This window comes from Streptococcus oralis, from assembly GCF_001579025.1.
In the GTDB taxonomy this organism is placed as follows: Bacteria; Bacillota; Bacilli; order Lactobacillales; family Streptococcaceae; genus Streptococcus; species Streptococcus oralis_X.
Genome location: NZ_KQ970235.1, coordinates 755,890 through 778,524 on the forward strand (window position 1 = coordinate 755,890; position 22,635 = coordinate 778,524).

The following is a 22,635-nucleotide window of genomic DNA, read 5'->3' on the forward strand; positions in this document are numbered from 1 at the left end:
AGCAGTCCCAAAATGGTTGAACGAGTCTTTTCTCAAAGGGTTTGAAGAAGCCGACTTTGTAAATGAGAAAGACAAACAAACCGAGCAAATCAAGCAGGGGCTTTGGGACTTGGAAAGTTTCTTCCGTTATCATCTGGATAACGATGCCAAGGAGTTTCCAAAAGCTGCCTATTTAGAAGCTGTTCAACAGGTTCTGGATGAAATTGGCTCCTTAAATCAAGAGTCCGATAGCCAGGCTTATCGAGCAGTGCTTGCGCGTGTTGTCGCCATCTCGAAGGAGAAAAATGGTCGATCTCTAGCTAACTCCAGTCGTAAGGCCGATTTGAAGCCACTGGCTGATGCCTACAACGAAGAGAGAAAGACCCAGTTTGCTAAACTAGGACAACTAGCGGACCAGATAACCATTCTCGACTATCAAGAGCGTTATCATGTAGACACCTGGGATCTAGCTAAGACCTTCCAAAACTTTATGAGTGATTTTGTGGAGGCTTATCGAGAACGTAAACGCCAGGAAAACGCCTTTGAATTCGCTGATATTAGTCATTACACCATTGAGATTTTAGAGAATTTCCCACAAGTCCGCGAGGCTTATCAGGAACGATTCCACGAAGTCATGGTCGATGAGTATCAGGATACTAACCACATTCAAGAACGGATGCTGGAATTGCTGTCGAATGGTCACAATCGCTTTATGGTGGGAGATATCAAGCAGTCTATCTACCGTTTCCGTCAGGCAGATCCCCAAATTTTCAATGAAAAATTTCAACGCTATGCGCAAAATCCTAAAGAGGGTAAGTTGATACTCCTCAAGGAAAATTTCCGTAGCAGTTCAGAAGTGCTATCAGCAACCAATGATGTTTTTGGACGCCTTATGGACCAAGAGGTCGGCGAAATCAACTATGATAGCATGCACCAGCTTGTTTTTGCCAATACCAAACTGACTCCTAATCCAGACAACAAGGCAGAATTTCTCCTCTACGATAAGGACGATAGTGGGCAAGAGGAGGAAGAGAGCCAAGCAGAAACGAAACTCACTGGTGAAATGCGCCTGGTCATCAAGGAAATCTTGAAACTTCATCAGGAAAAAGGTGTTGCCTTCAAAAAAATTGCCCTTTTGACCTCTAGCCGCAGTCGAAATGACCAGATTCTCCTCGCCCTGTCTGAGTATGGAATTCCAGTTAAAACCGACGGTGATCAAAACAATTATCTCCAATCCCTAGAAGTACAAGTCATGCTAGACACCCTGCGTGTCATTCACAATCCCCTGCAAGACTATGCCTTGGTTGCCCTGATGAAGTCTCCTATGTTTAGCTTTGATGAGGACGAGTTGGCACGCTTGTCCCTTCAGAAAGTAGAAGATAAGGTCCAAGAAAATCTCTATGAGAAACTGGTCAATTCTCAAAAACTGGCAACAAGTCAGAAAAACTTGATTTATACAGCTCTAGCTGAAAAACTAAATCAGTTCATGGATATCTTGGATTCTTGGCGCTTATATGCCAAAACCCACTCTCTCTATGACTTGATTTGGAAGATTTATAATGACCGTTTTTATTATGACTATGTTGGAGCCTTGCCAAACGGACCTGCTAGACAGGCTAATCTCTACGCCCTAGCTCTGCGCGCTGACCAGTTTGAAAAGAGTAATTTCAAGGGCTTGTCGCGTTTTATACGTATGATTGATCAGGTTTTGGAAGCTCAGCATGACCTCGCAAGCGTAGCTGTCGCTCCACCTAAAGATGCCGTGGAACTCATGACCATTCACAAGAGCAAAGGACTGGAGTTTCCTTATGTCTTTATCCTCAACATGGATCAGGACTTCAACAAACAAGACTCAATGTCAGACGTCATTCTCAGCCGTCAAAATGGGCTTGGTGTCAAATACATTGCTAAGGTGGGAACAGGAGCAGTGGAAGCACACTATCCTAAAACCATCAAACTCTCCATTCCTAGTCTGACTTATATCCATAATGAGAAAGAACTGCAACTGGCTAGCTATTCAGAGCAGATGCGTCTGCTGTATGTTGCCATGACGCGAGCCGAGAGAAAGCTCTATCTTGTCGGTAAGGGCTCTCGTGAAAAGCTGGAAACAAAGGAATACCCAGCAGCTAAAAATGGAAAACTAGATAGCAATACCAGACTGCAAGCAAGAAATTTCCAAGATTGGATCTGGGCTATTACCAAAGTATTTGCCAAGGAAAATCTCAACTTTAGCTATCGTTTTCTTGGTGAAGACCAGTTGACTAGAGAAGCTATTGGGGAGTTGGAGAACAAGAGCCCTCTCCAAGATAGCTCTCAAGCAAGCAACCGCCAGTCTGAAACCATCAAAGAGGCTTTGGAAATGTTGAAAGAGGTGGAGGTTTATAATAGTCTCCACCGCGCAGCCATTGAGCTTCCTAGTGTTCAAACCCCAAGCCAAATCAAGAAATTCTACGAACCGGTTATGGATATGGAAGGGGTAGAAATTACTAACCAAACTCAATCACCGGAAAAGCAAATTAGCTTTGATTTACCTGATTTTTTAACTAAAGAAAAGGTAACTGGAGCTGAGATTGGTAGTGCAACCCACGAACTCATGCAAAGAATTGACCTTAGTCAACAACCAACGCTTGCTAACCTGACAGAAACTCTCAAACAAGTTCAAACCAGCCCAGATGTCAGAGATAAGATCAATCTTTCTAAAATCCTAGCTTTCTTTGACACACCACTTGGTCAGGAGATTCTTACCAACACTGACCATCTCTACCGCGAGCAACCTTTCTCTATGCTCAAGCGGGACCAAAAGAGTCAGGAAGACTTTGTTGTTCGTGGGATCTTGGACGGCTATCTGCTTTACGAGGACAGAATTATTCTTTTCGACTATAAGACAGACCGTTACGATGAACCAAGTCAACTCATAGACCGCTACCGTGGTCAGTTAGCCCTATACGGAGAGGCTTTATCTAGAGCGTATTTGATTGAAAACATAGAAAAATACTTGATTTTACTCGGTAAAGACGAGGTTCAAGTTGTAAAAGTATAACCTAGAAAGGAGACCTCATGACACTTCCAGTTAGAAAATCCCTGCACGATGCGGTTTTACAGGCTTCAAAAGCCGATACTTGGGATCAAGCTACCAAGGAATGGAATGAAGTTTCCTTGATTTTTAATGGCATTGGCCGTAGTAATTGTGTCTGCGGGAACGCCATAAAATATGCCTACGAACTCTTTAACGGAGTTACAGGTCAACGCCTCTTTCCGATTGGTAGCGATTGTGTTCGTCACTTTCATCGACTCACTTTAGACCAGCAACTGGAAGAGGAAGAAAAACTACTCAGAAAAGTTGAAAACCTAACCAGAAAAGCTCAGAAAAAGGAAAAAATCAAGGTCAATAAAAGCGATTTTGACGAACGACTTCTAAAATGGTTTTTGGAAAAAGGAGTTTTCAAAGCCAATCGTGGCAATCAATTCGCGCCTGAGAAAGATTATCAGCTCTTCCTAGAAGTCTTTCAAGGCGGAAGTTGGACCAAGGCAGAGCCAAAGAAGAAGGCTCGTATGGAAGAAGTGCTGGAAAAGTGTATCAAACCTTTTTTACTTGGTAAGACCGATGACCAACTCTACCTTGTCAAACTAGGCAAGGAGAAAATCGACTACGAGCAGCATTTACGGATTCAGGCAGAGAAGGAACGAAAGAAAAGAGATAAGATCGCCAAGCAATACGCTGACAACCTCATTCTTGCCATGGGGCCTGCAGAACGAGCCTATCAAGATTACTTTGGCTTTACAGAAACCTTGACCCAAGAAGAACGAAAATGGGAGAAAATCCTCTTTGGTAAGAATAGAGAAGAACGGGCTATCAAGGCTAAACAAAACCAAAAGGAGTTGGAAAAGGATCAGCGAATTGCAAATCAAGATCCTATTGAACGAAAGCAGAAGCAGACTTGGCTTCTTAATTCCTATTTTCGTGATTTGCCTGATGAAAAAGCCAGATTTTCTCGACTCTTACTAGAGTATCGAAAAAGTGGAGAAGTACCCTTTTCAGATGGTTACTTATCTGAGCATCTCATCGACTTTTTCTACAAGATGAAGTCCTTTGAGTTTGAAATTGCACCAGAACAAGTCCGCGATTTTCTAAAAGAATGCCTTCAGGTAGAACATCTATCATCTGCACAAGAAAGCTGGATTAGAGGAATTCTCCTTAATTGCCTTCACCCGTTCTTAAATAGGTTACTCATATAGAAAAAATCCTACCTTGTCTATGCAGGGTAGGATTTAAGTATCTCCAAATATGTACTGGTAAAGTTGGACGACTTTCTGAAAACACTGCGTGTCCATTCTTGTTATTTTTTGAGCATTTCGCATCCGAAAATCAAAGGTATACAGTTGAAATGGATTGACAGCGCCATCTACCTTGTCCGATGAGACAGGAACGAGCAAGCCTTTTTCTGCCAAACGATGTTGGCCATGAGTGATAGGACAGACAGCAACAAAACCAGTTTGCAAGGCATATTCTCTCCTAGAAACTACCAAGGCAGGTCGCCGTTTCTGGATTTCTCGACCGACTGATGGATCAAAGTCCAGCCAAATGATATCCTGCTTTTCAGGAATATAGTCAGATTTCGCTATCAAGTGACCTTACCCCTTCAAAATCATTTGTCATTCTCAAATCAGTAATCCCATCAAAAGGATCTTTCAACTTTGGAGCTAAGACAATGACTCCGTCAATCCCTTTGTAGACAACCATTTCTTGACCTTCTGTCATCCCCAAATTTTTAGGAATAGTCACAGTGAGAGAATTCCCTACCTTCCGAGTCTTTACTGTATTCATTGCTCTACCTCCACGAATTAGTATACACTAAGTATATACCTATTGGCAAAAAAAGTCAAGTAAATCCTGACTGGTATCAAGGATGTTTCGGACCAATACTATTTGTCATTTATTGTGGTCAAAGCCTGTGCAAAAGTTCCTCATTTATGATAGAATAGGTAGTAAGAAAGAAAACGTTTTTACTACGTTTTTTTAGTCGGAAGGGGAAAATATTATGGCTACTATTCAATGGTTTCCGGGCCACATGTCTAAGGCTCGGCGACAAGTTCAGGAGAATTTAAAGTTTGTTGATTTTGTGACGATTTTGGTGGATGCTCGGCTACCTTTATCTAGTCAAAATCCTATGTTAACCAAGATTGTGGGTGATAAACCAAAGCTTTTGATTTTGAATAAGGCAGATCTTGCTGACCCCGCAATGACCAAAGAATGGCGTCAGTATTTTGAATCACAGGGAATCCAAACTCTGGCTATCAACTCCAAAGAGCAAGTAACTGTAAAAGTTGTGACGGATGCAGCTAAAAAACTCATGGCTGATAAGATTGCACGCCAGAAAGAACGCGGTATCAAGATCGAAACCTTGCGGACCATGATTATCGGAATTCCAAATGCCGGTAAGTCAACTCTCATGAACCGTTTGGCTGGGAAAAAGATTGCGGTTGTCGGCAATAAACCAGGTGTTACCAAGGGGCAACAGTGGCTCAAAACCAACAAAGATCTTGAAATCCTAGACACGCCAGGGATTCTCTGGCCTAAGTTCGAAGACGAAACCGTTGCTTTGAAACTAGCCTTGACTGGAGCAATTAAAGATCAACTACTCCCAATGGATGAAGTGACCATTTTTGGTCTCAATTATTTCAAAAAACACTATCCAGAAAAGCTTGCTGAACGCTTCAAACAAATGAAGATAGAAGAAGAGGCTCCTGTTATCATCATGGATATGACGCGCGCCCTCGGTTTCCGTGACGACTACGACCGTTTTTACAGTCTTTTCGTGAAGGAAGTTCGTGATGGAAAACTCGGTAACTACACCTTAGATACATTGGACGATATCGATGACGACGATTAAAGAAATCAGAGAACTTCTTTCTACTGTCAAAGACTTAGACAACCCTCTTTTTCTGGAAATCGAAAAAGATACCCGTTCTGGAGTTCAAAAGGAAATCGCCAAGCGTAAAAAAGCAATTCAGGCTGAACTGGATGAAGACCTTCGTTTGGAATCCATGCTTTCCTATGAAAAAGAATTTTACAAGCAAGGAGTGACCTTAATAGCAGGTGTTGACGAGGTCGGCCGTGGTCCGCTGGCTGGACCTGTAGTCGCTGCAGCCGTTATTTTACCAAAAAATTGTAAGATTAGAGGCCTCAACGATAGCAAGAAGATCCCTAAAAAGAAACATTTAGAAATTTATCAAGCCGTTCAAGACCAGGCCTTGGCAATCGGAATTGGTATCATGGATAATCACATCATTGACCAAGTCAATATCTATGAAGCGACCAAACTGGCCATGAAGGAAGCAATCTCCCAGCTCAGTCCGCAGCCTAAGCACCTCTTGATAGATGCCATGAAACTGGAGTTACCAATTTCACAAACCTCTATTATCAAAGGAGATGCTAACTCCCTCTCCATCGCAGCTGCATCTATAGTGGCCAAGGTGACACGGGATAATATTATGAAGGACTATGATAATCAATATCCCGGCTATGACTTCGCTACTAATGCAGGCTATGGAACAGCTAAACACCTAGACGGACTAGAAAAACTAGGTGTCACCCCAATTCACCGAACCAGTTTTGAACCAGTCAAAACACTGGTTTCAACTAAGAAAGACAAGTAAGAGGAAATGATTATGGAGGAACAGTCAGAAACACTCAGTTCCAAGAAAGAATTTGCCTTTGCCTCAAGCACCATATTATCCCAAGTTGGACGAGGGATCATTGTTGGTCTCGTCGTCGGGCTAATCGTCGGATCTTTTCGTTTCTTAATCGAAAAGGGTTTCCATCTGATACAAGAACTTTATCAAGATCAAGCGCACCTTGTGCGCAATCTTTTTATCATTGGCCTATTTTATGTAATAGTTTGCTGGCTTAGTGCGAAACTAACTCGGTCAGAAAAAGATATCAAGGGTTCAGGAATTCCTCAAGTCGAAGCCGAACTAAAAGGACTCATGTCTCTTAACTGGTGGAGTGTCCTCTGGAAAAAATATATATTAGGTATTCTGGCTATTGCCAGTGGCCTTATGCTAGGTCGAGAAGGACCAAGTATTCAACTTGGAGCAGTTGGTGGTAAAGGTATAGCCAAGTGGCTCAAATCTAGCCCAGTAGAGGAACGTTCTCTGATTGCCAGTGGAGCTGCTGCAGGTTTAGCAGCTGCCTTTAATGCACCAATTGCAGGTCTCCTCTTTGTTGTAGAAGAAGTCTATCACCATTTTTCCCGCTTTTTCTGGGTCTCAACTCTAGCAGCCAGTCTCGTAGCAAACTTTGTTTCTCTGCTCATATTTGGCCTAACACCCGTACTGGATATGCCAGACAACATTCCTCTCATGACCCTAGACCAGTATTGGATTTACCTCTTTATGGGAGTTTTTCTCGGACTTTCTGGTTTTCTCTATGAGAAGGCTGTACTCAATGTCGGTAGAGTTTATGACTGGATTGGTCAAAAAATCCATTTGGATAAAGCTTATTATCCAATCCTAGCCTTTATCCTTATCATACCAGTCGGCATCTTCTTACCACAAATCCTTGGTGGTGGAAATCAGCTCGTTCTTTCCTTAACTGAGCAAAATTTTAGTTTCCAAGTTCTATTAGCTTACTTTTTGATTCGCTTTGTTTGGAGCATGATTAGCTATGGAAGTGGCCTCCCAGGAGGAATTTTCCTACCCATTTTGGCGCTCGGTTCCTTACTTGGTGCCCTAGTTGGTGTCATTTGTGTCAATCTTGGGCTTGTCAGTCAGGAACAATTCCCTATATTTGTCATTCTGGGAATGAGTGGCTACTTTGGGGCAATTTCCAAGGCTCCCTTAACCGCTATGATACTTGTTACTGAGATGGTAGGGGACATTCGAAACCTCATGCCACTGGGCTTAGTGACCTTAGTCGCCTACATTGTTATGGATCTGCTCAAGGGTGCTCCAGTCTATGAGGCCATGCTCGAAAAAATGCTGCCAGAAGAAGCGACAGATGAAGGAGAAGTCACCCTCATTGAAATCCCTGTATCAGATAAAATAGCAGGAAAACAGGTTCACGAGCTCAACTTGCCACATAACGTACTCATCACCACCCAAGTCCATAATGGCAAAAGCCAAACCGTTAACGGCTCAACTAGAATGTATCTGGGTGATATGATTCACCTAGTGATTCCAAAAAGTGAAATTGGAAAAGTCAAAGATTTGTTGTTATAAGTTCTTTTTACATAATTTATTTTACGTAAAATATTATTGAAAGGATTCTCTATGAAAAGAAATAAGGCAATTGCAGTATATTTGCTAGGCACATTTAGCCAAATAGCATCAGTTTGCCTCCTTTTCTTTCTCTTGAATCATTTTTCTATTCATTCCAATCTATTATCTATTTTAGGAATCTTTCTAGGTGGCATTTCTTCAGCACTTTGGGGAATCATTGTTGCAAATCACTATTTTCATATTCCTTTTAAGAAGATCGTTAACGATTTTTTTAACATTCATACCAGTTACAAACATTATTTATTATCTTTTTTCCTTATTGTCCTTGATTTTTCTTTTCTAATGTTTGGTGGGCAAATAGTAGAATTTAGCTGGTATCTCCCATTTTTGATATTCTTCAAATTTATTGTCTTTGGTGGTATAGAAGAGATTGGATGGCGATATGTCTTTCAACCAATTTTACAAGAAAAGTTGCCATATTTTTACTCAACAATCCTAACCTTTTTCAGCTGGGCAATTTGGCATCTGTTGTTCTTTTACATAGATGACTCCCTAGCAACTCTGCAAATTCTACCGTTTTTATTTGGATTGCTAACGAATTCTTTCATACTCTCAGCTCTTTATATCAAAACAAAGAATCTCTGGATTTGCGTTATGACACATTCGATCATTAACGTCTTGTCTCAGCTAACCATAGATACTAATCGATACGAAACCTACCTAATCAAAATTTTCGTCATCTTGGTATCCTGCTATATGGTAATACATAAAAAAGATGAGTATAATCGGTATGAATAAAATTAATATAAATCTTCAAAACCAAATCAAAAAAGATTTGGTTTTTTAAGAATTAGAAATCTATTTTTCAGTATATAGTATAATTTTTACCCCTTACTTTGTTAAGAATGATTAGAATATTGTATAATAAGAAAAAGGAGAAAAGCATAAATGAATAATTCTGGAATTAAAAAAAGTCATACAAGAATACTAATCATTTTGTTACTCGCAACCATCACAGCAGGAGCTATTTTTATGTTTAGTTTGTTAGGAAAATCGCAAGAAGAACATCGAAATAGAGAATATGAAGTAAGTCTGGTTAATGCGTTAAAGAATTCCTACCAAGGGATTAAGGAGATTAAGATTATGGATCCTTACTATAATGACAAACCGGGTTCGTGGTCTTGTGATATTTCAGTACAGTTCAATGATAGTCAAACTATTACTTATGGAATTAATCACAGATTAACCTATAAAGAAAACCATGATGGTCTTATGAAAGGGAATACTAATGAAGAAATTGATCAACAATGGTCGATACTTCAAAAACACATTGGTAAAACAGAATCTACAATATTAGTACGATATTCAAATGGTGAAACAGGAGAGCAATAATGGTATTTAATTATACTGATAATCAGTTGAATAATTTAACCCAAGATTTTGCTATTTATATGGTAAATGAAGAGTTTTCAAGTAGAAAAAGGGGAAAAGCTTAAATGAATAATTCCAGCAATAAAAAAAGCCATAAAAGGATACTAATCGTTTTGTTAGTTGCATTCATTACAGCAGGAGGTGTTTTTATGTTTAGTATGTTAGGGAAGTCTCAAGAAGAACGTCGAAATAGAGAGTATGAAGTTAGTTTGGTGAATGCTTTAAAGAATTCCTACCAAGGGATTGAGGAGATTAAAATTTCCAATCCAGAGTACACAAGCCCTCCTGGTTCGTGGTCTTGTGATGTCGAAATTAAATTTAAAGATGAAAGAACTCTTTCATATGGAATTAATCATCATTTAAACTATAAAACCAATTATGGTGGACGTCAAGAAACAAACGAAGATTGGCAGTATTTAGAAACTCATAAAGGGCAAACTTTAAATTCAGTGAAAATTACTTATTCTGATAGTGAGCAAGGAGAACTATGATGTATTTCCAATATACTGATGAACACTTGAATAATTTAAACCAAGATTATGCTGTTTATAGTGTGAACGAAGAGTTTCCAAGTAGAAAAAAGACAAAACAGGTTGTAGAAAAGTCTAATATTGATCCTAAAAACGAAACCAATACAATAACCACTTCCGATGGTCAAGAATTCCGTGTTGTTGCCACTAAGTCTGACCCAGTAACGGGATTTGATGGACTGGCAGTTGCACCAATAGTCAACGGTGAACCAGATTATAAAAATGTAGCTGTGATTGCTGCGGGAACGGACCCTGGGAGTCCTACTAAGATTGATGTCGGAACAGCAGTTGCAGAAAGAGAGTCAGGTTTATCCCCTCAATATTATGTAGCAGACCGATTTGTAAAAGAAATTATGGATGATCCCCGATATGAAGTCAGTCAACTATCTGGCTATTCACAAGGTTCTTATATGCTGAAGGTAGGAGCTAAATACCACATCCCTACGACTACCTTCAATGCTTGGTTTTTTTATAATTCACTTTCTAATGAGGAAAAAGCATTCATAGATAAAAATCCTGCTATGTTTATAGATTATAGAAGGAATTATGATGTTGTTGTGTTTGGAAATGATTTCAACCATCCTGAATTATTCAATAAATCATTTTTAGAAATGCCTGATACCATATATTGGCTTGACGGAACTAGCCACAATATAGGTGATTGGGAGTTTGATCCTGTAACTGGTCAACTTGTAGATGGTAAAGGAGGAAAACCCTTAATCAGTGGCGTTTATCGAGCCTATGCCAACAGTCTCCGAGGAATGGCTCATTACAAGGACTTGAAGTCAAAATGGTCATCAGGTGGCATTAGTAGTTCTGAGGAAATATACTTAGATGCAGCTCAAGGTTCTATCCTATCATCATCTATGGCTACGGCAGCAAGAACTGGAGCTGATGAAGTGAGCGCCTTAGCCAAAAAGGCCAATCAAGAATTACAAGAAATTTGGTCAAAAATTGATTTTACAAGCTACACAGCCTTGGCTCCCTACGAGGTTGATGCCATTTTTGCTAGTCAAGGCATCACTCAAGCACAGTTCATCGATACGTTTCAGACAGAGATAAATCAAACAGCCACTAAGATGAATGCTTCCGCCCAAGGATTTGAAAATTTGGATAAACAATTACAGGAAGTCATCGAAAAAACAGTAGCAACAGACAAGCAATTAGCCAAGGAGTTTCGACAATGGAAAGAAAAGATGTAAAATGGGAGGAAATAAGAGAGAAAGAGAGAGAACTGTATACTCTAGAAGAACGATATTATCAAGAAAAGAAGAAACTTGATAACAAAGCCCTCGATCTAGACGAACGAAATGCAAACTTAGAAAAACTAATTTCCGAAGAAGTAGATAAAATGTATCATATTTTGAGAAAATTTGAGACAAGTGCTGATGATGTTAGAGACTATTTTATAGAAATAGAAAATTTGAGACACTTTTCGAATCAAGTATATAGAGATCATAGGGTTAAACTCGAAGATGAGAGAGAAAAATACGATAACGAGTTTCGTAAAAAAGAAATGATTTAGACGAAGAATTTCACAGATTAAGGAGAGATTATGCAAGCACCAATGAATGAATACTACACGGATGAAGAATACCAATATGCACTGAAACAAATGTATCGAATGATGGAAAGAAACCGAATCATTACGGAAGCAAAGTTAGCGATAACAGCAAAAAATAAATTAAAAGATAACTTTAATAAAGCAGCAAAGAAAATTGCTACAGAAACCAAATCAACCATTACAAGCATAAACAGCCAGATGGACACTGCAATTCAAGGTAAAGTTCGCAAGAGTCTTGAAGAAAAGATTCCGAATATGTTGCTCAAGTATGATGAAATTTAATAAAGGGTTCAGGATAACTGGGGGAAAGTTAGACTTCTGTTTTAAGTTTCTTATAATATCTTTCCGAAAAACTATAATTTTCTTGAAAAATATATCTGGCTATGCTATACTACTAGTATAGAGAGATTTGGAGAAAAACATGAAACGTGAGATCTTATTAGAACGTATTGATAAACTCAAACAAGTCATGCCCTGGTATGTTCTGGAATACTACCAATCTAAGCTTGCTGTTCCCTACAGTTTTACAACCTTGTACGAATACCTCAAGGAATACGATCGATTTTTCAGCTGGGTTTTGGAATCTGGAATTTCAAATGCTGATAAAATGTCTGACATTCCTTTATCGGTCTTGGAAAATATGTCTAAGAAAGATATGGAAGCTTTTATCCTATATCTACGTGAACGTCCATTGCTGAATGCTAATACAACCAAGCAAGGTGTATCTCAGACGACCATCAATCGGACCTTATCAGCACTTTCTAGTCTTTACAAGTATCTGACCGAGGAGGTTGAAAACGACCAAGGAGAGCCTTATTTCTATCGTAATGTAATGAAGAAAGTTTCAACCAAGAAAAAGAAAGAAACACTTGCTGCTAGAGCTGAAAACATCAAGCAAAAACTCTTTCTAGGTGATGAAACAGAAGGTTTTCTAACTTATATCGATCAGGAGTACCCACAACAGCTCTCAAATCGCGCTCTCTCATCATTTAATAAGAACAAAGAACGTGATTTGGCCATTATTGCCCTTCTCCTAGCGTCTGGTGTCCGCTTATCTGAAGCTGTTAATCTAGATCTAAGAGACCTCAATCTCAAAATGATGGTGATCGATGTCACTCGAAAAGGGGGGAAACGTGATTCTGTCAATGTCGCTGCTTTTGCTAAGCCTTACCTAGAGAATTATCTAGCCATTCGAAATCAACGCTATAAGACGGAAAAGACAGATACAGCTCTCTTTTTGACCTTATATCGTGGCGTTCCCAATCGTATTGATGCTTCTAGTGTTGAAAAGATGGTTGCTAAGTACTCTGAGGACTTCAAAGTCCGAGTAACTCCCCACAAACTACGCCATACCTTAGCAACCAGACTCTATGATGCAACTAAATCGCAAGTTTTGGTCAGCCACCAATTAGGACATGCCAGCACGCAAGTCACTGACCTCTATACCCATATCGTCAATGATGAACAAAAGAATGCTTTGGACAGCTTATGATTGATACGTAACAATAATTATGTAAATAAAATCTCAAAAAAAGAAGTTGCTATAATATGCAACTTCTTTTTCTTTTTATCCCACTACCGCTTCAGCGATTTCTTCACGGCTAATTCCAGCAAAGTAGCGTGTAATATCAATAGTTTCTAAGGCCTTAAGAACATCTTCGCGTTCGTATTTCACGTCACGGAGGACATCTTCTACTGCAGCAACGTCCTCGATACCAAAGAAGTCACCATAAATTTTGATGTCTTGGATTTTTGATTCAAGAACATTGGCAAAGACTTCTACCTTACCACTAGTGAATTTTGTTCCACGACGGACGTTAAACTCAGGTGATTTGCCGTAGTTCCAGTCCCAAGTACCAAACTTTGTATCCTTGATGCGATTGATTTCAGCCAATTCTTCCTCAGAAAAAACGTATTCAGTCATCTCTGGGTACTCTTTTTTCATGTATTCCAATAGTAAATCACGGAATTCTTCAACTGTGATTTTTTCTGGTAATTCATTGACAATATTGGTTACACGGGCACGGACAGATTTCACACCTTTTGATTCAAATTTATCTTTTGAAACCTTGAGGGCGTTAGCAAGGACTGACAAATCAACGTCAAAGAGCAAGCAACCGTGGTGCATGATACGCCCATTGATATAGGCTTGGGCATTGCCACAGAATTTCTTACCTTCAATCTCAAGGTCATTACGGCCTGTAAACTCAGCTTTAACACCGAGTTGAGCCAAGGTATTGATAACTGGAGTTGAAAAACTCTTAAAGTCAAAGGCCTTGTTTTCATCTTCTTTTGAAATGATGGTGTAGTTGAGATTGTTCAGATCGTGATAAACAGCTCCACCACCACTGATACGGCGGACTACCTCAATACCATTTTCTCGAACATAGTCACGGTTGATTTCTTCGATAGTGTTCTGGTGACGCCCAACAATGATAGAAGGTTTGTTAATCCAAAGTAGGAAGATTTGATCCTCATCCAAAAGGTGTTTAAAGGCATATTCTTCCAAGGCGATATTAAAAGCAGTGTCGTTTGAATGATTGATAATGTATTTCATAGTATTTCCAAAAATTTAGTTTTTAAATTCTGTTCATAGCAATCAAATTTTCTAAAGTGGTAAAAAGAAATGTAACGTGTTATCGTTACATTTCTCGGAAAAATTGAGACAAGAGGCTCAATTTTTAGGCATGGAACTCTAATAGAGGTCGCTGCCGTCCGTACTACTTTAAGAAAATTTAGTTGAAAATCTTATTTATTTTTTCTTAGGTGAATGGATAGCCATTCCTAGAACATCCGCAAATGCTTCGTACATCACTTCAGAGTAGGTTGGGTGTCCGTGGATGGTCTTCAGCATTTCCTCAACAGTGATTTCCATTTCAATAATGCTTGATGCCTCGTTAATCAATTCTGCGGCTGCAGGACCAATGATGTGCACACCAAGGATTTCCCCGTATTTCTTATCTGCAATGACTTTTACGAAACCTTGAGCAGCATCCGATGCAATGGCACGACCGTTGGCTGCAAAGTTGAATTTACCGATTGCAACATCGTATTTCTCACGTGCTTGTTCTTCAGTCAAACCTACTGCTGCTACTTCAGGGAGAGTATAGATGGCTGCAGGAGTCAAGTTCAATTTGGCAACAGCATGATTTCCTTTGAGGGCATTTTCAGCGGCAACTTCACCCATGCGGAAGGCTGCGTGCGCCAACATCTTCGTACCGTTGATGTCACCAGGTGCGTAGATTCCAGGAACAGAAGTTTCCATATATTCGTTAACCTTGATGCGACCACGATCCAATTCAAACTCAACATCGCCAATTCCTTCAAGATCTGGCACACGACCGATTGAAAGAAGAGCTTTATTTGCAATGATATCGTCTTTTCCTTCAACCTTGATACGAAGTTGTCCATTTTCCTCGATGATTTCTTGCAATTTTGTACCTGTTAAGATAGTCATACCTTTGCGTTCTAAAATCAAGCGAAGATTCTTAGAAACTTCCGCATCCATAGCTGGAACGATACGGTCCATCATTTCAATAACAGTCACTTTTGAACCAAATGTCATGAAGGCTTGACCAAGTTCGATACCGACAACACCACCACCGATGATAACAAGGCTTTCTGGAACTTCGTTCATTTCAAGAATGTCATCACTTGTCATCACGAGTGAAGATTCCATACCAGGAACATTGATCTTGCTGACTTTTGAACCACCAGCAAGGATGATTTTCTTGGTTTCAAGCAATTCTGAACCATTAACTAAGACATTCTTGTCTTTAGTGATGGTACCAATTCCTTTATGAACAGTAACTCCGTAGCTACGAAGAAGGCCTGCAACTCCACCAACCAAAGTATTAACAACCTTAGACTTGGTTTCAAGGAGTTTGTCCATATCTACAGTGAAGTTTGGATTTTCGATGACGATACCACGGTTTGCTGCATGACCGATGTTTTCGATGATTTCAGCGTTGTGAAGGTAGGTCTTAGTTGGGATACATCCACGGTTCAAGCAGGTTCCACCGAGTTCAGATTTCTCAACAAGAGCAACCTTTCCACCGAGTTGGGCAGCTTTAATGGCTGCTACATATCCAGCAGGACCTCCACCAATCACAACGATATCAAAGGCATCATCGCTCTTGCCGTCGTCGTTTGAGGCGCTAGCTACAGGAGCAGGTTTTGATTCTGGTGCAGCCGCTCCAGCTGTTGGGATGTTTTCCCCTTCTTCGCCAAGGTAACCGATAACTTCAGTTACTGGAACAGTTTCACCATCTCCTTTAAGGATGGCAATCAAGTATCCATCTTCTTCGGCTTCCAATTCCATGCTGACTTTGTCAGTCATGATTTCTAAAAGGATTTCTCCTTCTTTTACAAATTCACCGACTTTTTTATTCCATTGGACGATTTGTCCTTCTGTCATATCGACGCCGGCTTTTGGCATAATTACTTCTAAGGCCATGTCTTACTTCCTTTATCTATATCTCTAAAAATAAATACTGTATTTTTTAAACCAACATTGAGATTGGGTTCTCAATCAAGGCTTTCAAGTCTTTCATAAACTTAGCACCAGCCATACCATCTACAACACGATGGTCAATGGTTAACCCAAGGCTCATGATTGGGCGAATGACAATCTCACCATTGACAACTACAGGTTTCTCTACTGTTGAGCTAACCCCTAGGATAGCTGAGTTTGGTTGGTTAATAATCGGACCAAAGGACTGAACGCCAAACATTCCCAAGTTACTAATTGTGAAGGTTGAATTTTGGAGTTCGCTTGGAGCCAATTTACCATCCAAGGTACGACCAATGACATCCTTAAAGGCTACAACCAACTCTGACAAGCTCATTTTTTCAGCATTGTAAACAACTGGTGTCATCAATCCGTTATCCATCCCAACCGCCATCGCAAGGTTGACATAGTTATGAGTGATAATGGTCTTGCCGTCTTCTGTCAATGAAGCATTGATGTATGGGTGTTTCATCAATGTTTTCACAACAGCGAGTGAAAGAAGGTCTGTTACAGTAGTCTTCTTACCAGTCGCTTCCATAATTGGCTCAAGAACCTTCTTACGAAGAGCCAACATTTCTGACATATCGACATCGTAGTTGAGTGTGAAGGTTGGCGCGGTTAGGTAAGATTCAACCATACGTTGGGCGATGACCTTACGCATTGGTGTCATCGGAATACGCTCAATCTCACCATAAGGAGTGATAGTATCTGGAACTTCTTCCGCTTTTTCAATTTGAGCAGGAGACTTGATGGTGTCGTTTTCGATATTTTCAGGAAGCAAGGCCAAAACGTCCTTCTTCATGATCTTACCACGATGACCAGTTCCTTGGATTTCCTGCCAAGCAATGTTATGTTCGAGGGCAATTCGTTTTGCAAGTGGCGAAATGCGAACCACGTTTGTGTCTTTATAAGTTTCCACGTCTTTTTTGTGGACACGACCGTTTGCACCTGAGCCAGAAACATCGTAGAGATTGATCCCTAAATCATCCGCTAACTTTCTAGCCGCAGGAGTCGCTCTTAGCTTGTCATCAGCCATGACCTCTCCAATTCTATACTAAGATATTAAGGACGAAGAGGGCAATGAAAAAATAGGAGATTGACGATGTGTTCGATGAACACAAGGAAATCTATCTTTTTTTCGCAGACCTCCGTCCGAATTCAATTACATGATACTAAGGGCGTAAAAAGCGACTGAAAAATAGGAAATCTACGCAGACTTTGATGAAGCCAAGGAGATTTATCTTTTTTCCGAGCTTTTAGCCCGTGTTCAACTCTACAAGTAACTTGGACACGAAACGCGTCTCAAGTTGCTACGGTTGCCGCTATTAGGCGGCCAACCTTGTAGACTTACTAATTCATTCGTCGAATATTATCGATTCGACTCACTCATGTCGCAACTCTTCAAATCACTTGAATACAACACATGTCTTAAGTTACTAAAGTTAAAAATCTCTAAAATCTTACATAATTTAATTTATGCAAGATTATTCTTTGTTATAAGTTTTTCGGATTGCATCTTTGATGCTTTCAACTGTTGGAATCATTGCATTTTCTAGGTTTTGTGCGTAAGGCATTGGCACATCTTCTCCGGCGCAACGGCGGATTGGTGCATCTAGATAGTCAAATGCTTCTGACTCTGAAATAATTGCTGAAATCTCTCCGATATAGCCACTTGTTTTGTGGGCGTCGTTGACCAGAACAACTTTACCAGTCTTCTTAACTGAGTTAATGATGACATCCTTATCAAGCGGTACAAGGGTACGTGGGTCCACAATTTCAACCGAAATTCCTTCTTCTGCCAATTCTTCAGCTGCTTGAACCACACGGCGAAGCATTTTACCGTAAGTAACAACTGTTACATCCGTTCCTTCGAGTTTAATTTCGCCAACTCCAAGTGGGATTGTGTAGTCTGGATCAACTGGAACTTCCCCTTTTTGGTTAAATTCTGACTTGTATTCAAGGATGATAACAGGGTTGTTATCACGGATAGAAGACTTGAGCAGTCCTTTCATGTCAGCAGGCGTACCTGGAGCTACAACCTTGAGACCAGGGATGTGTGTAAACCAAGACTCTAGAGATTGCGAGTGCTGGGCCGCAGAACCAACTCCGTTACCAGCTGCACAACGTACAGTCATTGGAACCTGACCTTTCCCACCAAACATATAACGTGTTTTAGCAGCTTGGTTGACGATATTGTCCATGGCAATAACCGAGAAGTCCATGAAGGTCATATCGACAATTGGACGAAGTCCTGTCATGGCTGCTCCTGCTGCTGCTCCAGAGATGGCAGCTTCAGAAATCGGACAGTCACGGATACGTTCTGGACCAAATTCTTCAAGCATTCCGACAGAAGTTCCGAAGTCTCCTCCGAAGACACCGACGTCTTCTCCCATCAAGAACACATTTTCATCGCGACGCATTTCCTCAGACATAGCAAGGATAATGGTGTCACGGAACGACATTGTTTTTGTTTCCATTTTATCTCTTTCTCCTTAGTCTGCGTAAATATCTTCAAATGCGGATTCAAGCGGTGGGAATGGACTTTCTTCTGCAAATTTAACAGAAGCTTCTACTGCTTCCTTGACTTGTGCTTGAATTTCTTCCAACTCTTCTGAACTTGCAATGTTGTTCTCAACGAGATAGTTACGAAGGTTTTCGATTGGGTCTTTTTGTTTCCACAATTCCACTTCTTCACGCGTACGATATTTACCAGGGTCAGATGATGAGTGACCAAGCCAACGATATGTGACACTTTCAATCAAGACTGGTCCATTGCCACCACGAACATGGTCTACAGCTTTCTTAAATCCTTCATAGACGTCGATGACATTGTTTCCGTCTTCAATAAACATTCCAGGAATTCCATAAGCTGCGCTACGGTGATGGATATGTTCCACGTTAGTCATTTTCTTGATATCCGCAGAGATCCCATAACCGTTGTTAATGCAATAGAAAATAACTGGAAGGTTCCAGATAGAAGCCATGTTCACTGCTTCGTGGAACACACCTTCATTGGTCGCACCATCTCCAAAGAAACAGACAACGATTTTACCAGTATGTTGCATTTGCTGACTGAGGGCTGCACCGACAGCGATTCCCATACCACCACCTACGATACCATTGGCACCGAGGTTCCCAGCATCCAGGTCGGCGATGTGCATAGAACCACCTTTTCCTTTACAGGTTCCAGTGTACTTTCCAAGGATTTCAGCCATCATTCCGTTGAGGTCAATCCCTTTGGCAATAGCCTGTCCATGACCACGGTGGTTGGAAGTAATCAGGTCATCTGGGTTGAGAGCCAACATCGCTCCAACGTTAGCAGCTTCCTCTCCAACAGAAAAGTGAGTCATACCGGGAACTTTCCCCTTTTTCACTAACTGAGCAATTTTTAAGTCCATGCGACGGATTTCTTCCATCTTACGGAACATCTCTAGCAAAAGATTTTTATCTAAAGTTGACATAATCTTGCCTTTCTAACTTTGTACTTACCTTACTATTTTACCTTTTTTAGTATACACTGTCAAAGTATATGGCTAATAAAATTTCACAATATAAAAAAATAAACCCCTGTTAAAACAGGGATTCTCTCTAGTTAGATCATTTTTTCACAAAGTGATTTTTCAGGATAATTTCTTAAAATTAGCTCAATCTTTTCATTACAGTTTTCAAACGCCATTGATACAAACAGCCAGAAACAATCAAACTGGCAATTAACCCAATCCAGTAGGCAAATGCCCCTAAGTCAGTTACTTGATCTAGTAGATATCCTAGAGGTATGGCTACTCCCCAATATCCGATTAGGCCGAGATAGAAAGGAACGATAGTGTCCTTATAGCCTCTTAGAATCCCCTGGAGTGGAGCTGCAAAGGTATCAGCTAATTGGAAAAAGAGACTGTAGGTTAGAAATACAGCAGTTGTTTCAATGAACTGAGAGTCATTCCCATATAGACTTGCTACACGATTTCTAAAAATGTAGAGAAAGGATAGGGTAAGACAAGCAAAAATAAGGGCTGTTATTCTCCCCAGACGAGCATAGGTTTTTGCATCCTCAAAGCGTTTAGCCCCAACCTCGTAAGACACAACAATCGCCATAGCAGAGGAAATACTCATAGGAAAAGCATACATGAGGCTGGAAAAATTCATAGCTGACTGGTGGCTAGCAATAATCAAAGACGAAAATTTAGCCATAATCAAACCAACAACTGAAAAAATGGCCACTTCAGCAAATACGGTTCCTCCGATTGGTAGACCTAACCGAACACCTTCCTTGATTTTATCTATATTGAGTGGGATACGTTTCTCAAGATGTAGCGCTTTTAATCTTTCTTGTTTGAACAAAACAAGAAGAGAAATGCCCAATAAAACCCAATAGGCTAGCGAAGTTCCTAGCCCTGCTCCTGCGCCACCAAGCTCAGGAAAACCAAGGACTCCATAAATCAAAAGATAGTTAAAACCACTATTGAGCGGAAGTAATAGGAGCATGAGATACATCGATAGTTTGGTCAAACCAAGAGAATCTAACAATGACCGAATGACACTGAACAATAACAAGGGAATAATCCCGATAGAAAGGTACCAAAGATAAGAAACTGCAACCGCCGCTACTTGAGTTTCTAGTCCGATATGGTTTAAGACAGGCGGCGCTAAGAATACTACCATGGCAAGCAAGACCAAAGACAGTCCGAAAGACAAGTAGATAAATTGGTAAAAATCAGATGCTACTTCTTCCTTTTTGCCCCGTCCCAGATGATGGCCTATGATGGGAACCATGGCCGAAACAATCCCTGTTAAAAAAGTAAAGAAAGGATTCCATAGACTCGTTGCAGTTGATACTACTGCCAAGTCCATGGCATTGTACTGCCCAGTCATGGTTGTATCAACAAATGAGGCAGAATAATTGGCAAACTGATAAATCAGGATAGGGAAAAATATCTTAAGAAATAAGACAAACTTATCTTTAAATTGATGGGTTGGATACATATACGCTCTCTATTCTTATAGTTTATAGAGCAGAATCCCATCTAGTTTTTGTAGACGATTTGTCCCTTACAGATAGTATATTTGACCTGCCCTTTTAAAGTTTCCCCAATAAATGGAGAATTAGCTGATTTTGAAGCGAAGTTTGGACCAATAGTACGATCAGCCTTGGCATCAAAGATAGTGATATCCGCTGGACCATTCTCAGCCAAGTAACCAGCTTCAAAGTTGTAAAGTTTGGCTGGATTGACAGTCATTTTTTCAAGCAATTCCATCAAGCTCAACTCACCAGCTTCCACCAAATAAGTCAAACCAAGAGAAAGAGAGGTTTCCAAACCTGTCATACCAGATGGTGCTTTGGTGATATCTTCTACATTTTTCTCATCTGCATGGTGAGGAGCGTGGTCTGTCGCGATAACTGTGATAACACCTGACTTGAGACCTTCGATAACAGCACGACGGTCTGATTCCAAACGAAGTGGAGGATTCATTTTGGCATTGCTACCTTGAGTTAAAAGAAGAGCTTCTGTCTTAGAGAAATGCTGTGGCGCTACTTCTGCTGTGACTTGCGCTCCCAAACCTTGAGCGAATTCCACTACCTTGACACTTTCTTCCTTAGACAAATGCTGGATGTGAACATGGGCTTTGGTTGCATAGGCAATCATAACATCACGCGCAATCATAGCGTATTCTGCCACTCCTGTCGCTCCACAGATATGGAAATGTTCCTTAGCGATGTTTTCGTTAAATCCAAGAATCCCGTTCAAACCGGGATCTTCCTCATGAAGACTAATAAAAGTATTAAGTTTTTTAGCTTCTTCCATGGCTTCCTTGACCACTTTACTGCTCTCAAGCGGAATACCGTCATCAGAAAAACCAACGGCTCCAGCTTCTAAAAGCGCCTTAAAGTCTGTCAAGTCTTGGCCATTAAAGTTCTTAGTAATGGTCGCAACTGTCTTGACGTTAATCTTTTCCTTGGCAGCTGACTGGAGAACTTCTTGAAGAGTCTCTACATCCGAAATGGTTGGACTAGTATTAGCCATCATGACAACCGTTGTAAAACCACCTGCAGCAGCCGCTAGTGCCCCAGTATGGATGTCCTCCTTGTGGGTCTGACCAGGTTCACGGAAATGAACATGAATATCAACTAGTCCAGGCGCAACTACAAGACCCGTAGCATCAATTAGCTCTGCTCCTTCTTCCTTGATTTCCGGAGCAATTTTGATAATTTTCCCATCTTGGACTAAAATATCACACACTTGATCCAAACCAGACTTAGGATCCATTACACGACCGTTTTTGATTAGTAGCATCTGCTTTCTCCTTTATTCATAGAAATCAACTTGGGTATCCAACAATTTATCCCCATCATAAACAAACTTGGCTGAAAAGAAGGGTTTGTCCTCTAAAAGCCACTCGACAAA

At 40.5% G+C, this 22,635-nt stretch carries 21 protein-coding genes and 1 pseudogene; 12 read left to right on the forward strand and 10 right to left on the reverse strand.

Going from position 1 to position 22,635, the window contains the following annotated elements; translation table 11 throughout:
• The coding region (gene addA / locus SORDD27_RS03605; RefSeq protein ID WP_081103379.1) for a helicase-exonuclease AddAB subunit AddA at positions 1 to 3,019 on the forward strand (3,019 nt) is incomplete at its 5' end.
• 17 nt (positions 3,020 to 3,036) lie between these two features.
• Positions 3,037 to 4,215, forward strand: coding sequence for a hypothetical protein (locus SORDD27_RS03610; RefSeq protein ID WP_061427364.1), 1,179 nt, complete (start codon positions 3,037 to 3,039; stop codon positions 4,213 to 4,215).
• Positions 4,216 to 4,248: 33 nt separating this feature from the next.
• Here the strand turns inward: SORDD27_RS03610 and SORDD27_RS03615 are convergent, their stop codons facing one another.
• Both SORDD27_RS03615 and mazE read right to left on the reverse strand, forming a co-directional pair.
• The gene (locus SORDD27_RS03615) at positions 4,249 to 4,605 is read right to left on the reverse strand and encodes a type II toxin-antitoxin system PemK/MazF family toxin (RefSeq protein WP_061427366.1); all 357 of its coding nucleotides are present in this window, start codon (positions 4,603 to 4,605) and stop codon (positions 4,249 to 4,251) included.
• Entirely contained in the window at positions 4,589 to 4,804 is a 216-nt protein-coding gene (gene mazE, locus SORDD27_RS03620; protein ID WP_001098942.1) for a type II toxin-antitoxin system PemI/MazE family antitoxin, read from the reverse strand. The genes SORDD27_RS03615 and mazE overlap by 17 nt, the downstream gene beginning before the upstream one ends.
• 214 nt (positions 4,805 to 5,018) lie before the next feature.
• Between mazE and ylqF the strand changes: the two genes are divergently transcribed.
• The 10 genes from ylqF (at position 5,019) to xerS (ending at position 13,216) form a co-directional block, all read left to right on the forward strand.
• Positions 5,019 to 5,870, forward strand: a complete 852-nt coding sequence (ylqF, locus tag SORDD27_RS03625) for a ribosome biogenesis GTPase YlqF (RefSeq protein WP_000201310.1) — start codon at positions 5,019 to 5,021, stop codon at positions 5,868 to 5,870.
• A complete protein-coding gene (locus tag SORDD27_RS03630) occupies positions 5,857 to 6,636 on the forward strand; it encodes a ribonuclease HII (protein WP_061427368.1) in 780 nt (259 codons plus the stop codon). Before ylqF ends, SORDD27_RS03630 begins: the two co-directional genes overlap by 14 nt.
• 12 nt (positions 6,637 to 6,648) lie before the next feature.
• Positions 6,649 to 8,199 (forward strand): ClC family H(+)/Cl(-) exchange transporter, encoded by a 1,551-nt coding sequence (locus tag SORDD27_RS03635; protein WP_061427371.1) that lies wholly within the window; start codon positions 6,649 to 6,651, stop codon positions 8,197 to 8,199.
• A 51-nt stretch (positions 8,200 to 8,250) separates the two neighbouring features.
• Positions 8,251 to 8,997, forward strand: coding sequence for a CPBP family intramembrane glutamic endopeptidase (locus SORDD27_RS03640; protein WP_061427373.1), 747 nt, complete (start codon positions 8,251 to 8,253; stop codon positions 8,995 to 8,997).
• Between the two features lie 150 nt (positions 8,998 to 9,147).
• Complete coding sequence (locus tag SORDD27_RS03645; protein ID WP_061427375.1) at positions 9,148 to 9,591, forward strand: hypothetical protein; 444 nt, start codon at positions 9,148 to 9,150, stop codon at positions 9,589 to 9,591.
• Positions 9,592 to 9,695: 104 nt separating this feature from the next.
• Entirely contained in the window at positions 9,696 to 10,121 is a 426-nt protein-coding gene (locus tag SORDD27_RS03650) for a hypothetical protein (RefSeq protein WP_061427377.1), read from the forward strand.
• Positions 10,121 to 11,362 carry a hypothetical protein gene (locus SORDD27_RS03655; protein WP_061427379.1) on the forward strand — a complete coding sequence of 414 codons (1,242 nt, stop codon included), beginning with the start codon at positions 10,121 to 10,123 and terminating at the stop codon, positions 11,360 to 11,362. Before SORDD27_RS03650 ends, SORDD27_RS03655 begins: the two co-directional genes overlap by 1 nt.
• Positions 11,344 to 11,685, forward strand: coding sequence for a hypothetical protein (locus SORDD27_RS03660; RefSeq protein WP_231069285.1), 342 nt, complete (start codon positions 11,344 to 11,346; stop codon positions 11,683 to 11,685). The genes SORDD27_RS03655 and SORDD27_RS03660 overlap by 19 nt, the downstream gene beginning before the upstream one ends.
• 30 nt (positions 11,686 to 11,715) lie before the next feature.
• Positions 11,716 to 12,006, forward strand: a complete 291-nt coding sequence (locus SORDD27_RS03665) for a hypothetical protein (protein ID WP_001148766.1) — start codon at positions 11,716 to 11,718, stop codon at positions 12,004 to 12,006.
• 139 nt (positions 12,007 to 12,145) lie between these two features.
• Entirely contained in the window at positions 12,146 to 13,216 is a 1,071-nt protein-coding gene (xerS, locus tag SORDD27_RS03670; protein ID WP_061427381.1) for a tyrosine recombinase XerS, read from the forward strand.
• 75 nt (positions 13,217 to 13,291) lie between these two features.
• Here the strand turns inward: xerS and SORDD27_RS03675 are convergent, their stop codons facing one another.
• From SORDD27_RS03675 to SORDD27_RS10215, 8 genes and pseudogenes are all read right to left on the reverse strand, one after another.
• On the reverse strand, positions 13,292 to 14,281 hold the full coding sequence (locus SORDD27_RS03675; RefSeq protein WP_061427383.1) for a lipoate--protein ligase: 990 nt from the start codon (positions 14,279 to 14,281) through the stop codon (positions 13,292 to 13,294).
• A 195-nt stretch (positions 14,282 to 14,476) separates the two neighbouring features.
• Positions 14,477 to 16,180 carry a dihydrolipoyl dehydrogenase gene (gene lpdA / locus SORDD27_RS03680; RefSeq protein ID WP_061427385.1) on the reverse strand — a complete coding sequence of 568 codons (1,704 nt, stop codon included), beginning with the start codon at positions 16,178 to 16,180 and terminating at the stop codon, positions 14,477 to 14,479.
• 46 nt (positions 16,181 to 16,226) lie between these two features.
• Positions 16,227 to 17,270, reverse strand: coding sequence for a dihydrolipoamide acetyltransferase (locus SORDD27_RS03685; protein ID WP_061427387.1), 1,044 nt, complete (start codon positions 17,268 to 17,270; stop codon positions 16,227 to 16,229).
• Positions 17,271 to 17,718: 448 nt separating this feature from the next.
• Positions 17,719 to 18,711 (reverse strand): alpha-ketoacid dehydrogenase subunit beta, encoded by a 993-nt coding sequence (locus SORDD27_RS03690; protein ID WP_061427389.1) that lies wholly within the window; start codon positions 18,709 to 18,711, stop codon positions 17,719 to 17,721.
• A 15-nt stretch (positions 18,712 to 18,726) separates the two neighbouring features.
• Positions 18,727 to 19,695, reverse strand: coding sequence for a thiamine pyrophosphate-dependent dehydrogenase E1 component subunit alpha (locus SORDD27_RS03695; RefSeq protein WP_061427391.1), 969 nt, complete (start codon positions 19,693 to 19,695; stop codon positions 18,727 to 18,729).
• A gap of 178 nt (positions 19,696 to 19,873) precedes the next feature.
• On the reverse strand, positions 19,874 to 21,214 hold the full coding sequence (locus SORDD27_RS03700) for an MATE family efflux transporter (RefSeq protein WP_061427392.1): 1,341 nt from the start codon (positions 21,212 to 21,214) through the stop codon (positions 19,874 to 19,876).
• Positions 21,215 to 21,255: 41 nt separating this feature from the next.
• The gene (locus tag SORDD27_RS03705; protein ID WP_061427395.1) at positions 21,256 to 22,524 is read right to left on the reverse strand and encodes a dihydroorotase; all 1,269 of its coding nucleotides are present in this window, start codon (positions 22,522 to 22,524) and stop codon (positions 21,256 to 21,258) included.
• A gap of 12 nt (positions 22,525 to 22,536) precedes the next feature.
• A pseudogene (locus tag SORDD27_RS10215) lies at positions 22,537 to 22,635 on the reverse strand (DNA mismatch repair protein MutT); the annotation flags it as partial.

Coding starts and splice junctions, on each gene's coding strand:
- SORDD27_RS03640 (WP_061427373.1), top strand. CDS start 8,251: ATGAAAAGAAATAAGGCAATTGCAGTATATTTGCTAGGCACATTTAGC.
- SORDD27_RS03700 (WP_061427392.1), bottom strand. CDS start 21,214: ATGTATCCAACCCATCAATTTAAAGATAAGTTTGTCTTATTTCTTAAG.
- SORDD27_RS03690 (WP_061427389.1), bottom strand. CDS start 18,711: ATGGAAACAAAAACAATGTCGTTCCGTGACACCATTATCCTTGCTATG.
- SORDD27_RS03685 (WP_061427387.1), bottom strand. CDS start 17,270: ATGGCTGATGACAAGCTAAGAGCGACTCCTGCGGCTAGAAAGTTAGCG.
- SORDD27_RS03610 (WP_061427364.1), top strand. CDS start 3,037: ATGACACTTCCAGTTAGAAAATCCCTGCACGATGCGGTTTTACAGGCT.
- SORDD27_RS03655 (WP_061427379.1), top strand. CDS start 10,121: ATGTATTTCCAATATACTGATGAACACTTGAATAATTTAAACCAAGAT.
- xerS (WP_061427381.1), top strand. CDS start 12,146: ATGAAACGTGAGATCTTATTAGAACGTATTGATAAACTCAAACAAGTC.
- SORDD27_RS03645 (WP_061427375.1), top strand. CDS start 9,148: ATGAATAATTCTGGAATTAAAAAAAGTCATACAAGAATACTAATCATT.
- mazE (WP_001098942.1), bottom strand. CDS start 4,804: ATGAATACAGTAAAGACTCGGAAGGTAGGGAATTCTCTCACTGTGACT.
- SORDD27_RS03665 (WP_001148766.1), top strand. CDS start 11,716: ATGCAAGCACCAATGAATGAATACTACACGGATGAAGAATACCAATAT.
- SORDD27_RS03650 (WP_061427377.1), top strand. CDS start 9,696: ATGAATAATTCCAGCAATAAAAAAAGCCATAAAAGGATACTAATCGTT.
- SORDD27_RS03635 (WP_061427371.1), top strand. CDS start 6,649: ATGGAGGAACAGTCAGAAACACTCAGTTCCAAGAAAGAATTTGCCTTT.
- SORDD27_RS03695 (WP_061427391.1), bottom strand. CDS start 19,695: ATGTCAACTTTAGATAAAAATCTTTTGCTAGAGATGTTCCGTAAGATG.
- ylqF (WP_000201310.1), top strand. CDS start 5,019: ATGGCTACTATTCAATGGTTTCCGGGCCACATGTCTAAGGCTCGGCGA.
- SORDD27_RS03675 (WP_061427383.1), bottom strand. CDS start 14,281: ATGAAATACATTATCAATCATTCAAACGACACTGCTTTTAATATCGCC.
- SORDD27_RS03705 (WP_061427395.1), bottom strand. CDS start 22,524: ATGCTACTAATCAAAAACGGTCGTGTAATGGATCCTAAGTCTGGTTTG.
- SORDD27_RS03630 (WP_061427368.1), top strand. CDS start 5,857: ATGACGACGATTAAAGAAATCAGAGAACTTCTTTCTACTGTCAAAGAC.
- lpdA (WP_061427385.1), bottom strand. CDS start 16,180: ATGGCCTTAGAAGTAATTATGCCAAAAGCCGGCGTCGATATGACAGAA.
- SORDD27_RS03660 (WP_231069285.1), top strand. CDS start 11,344: ATGGAAAGAAAAGATGTAAAATGGGAGGAAATAAGAGAGAAAGAGAGA.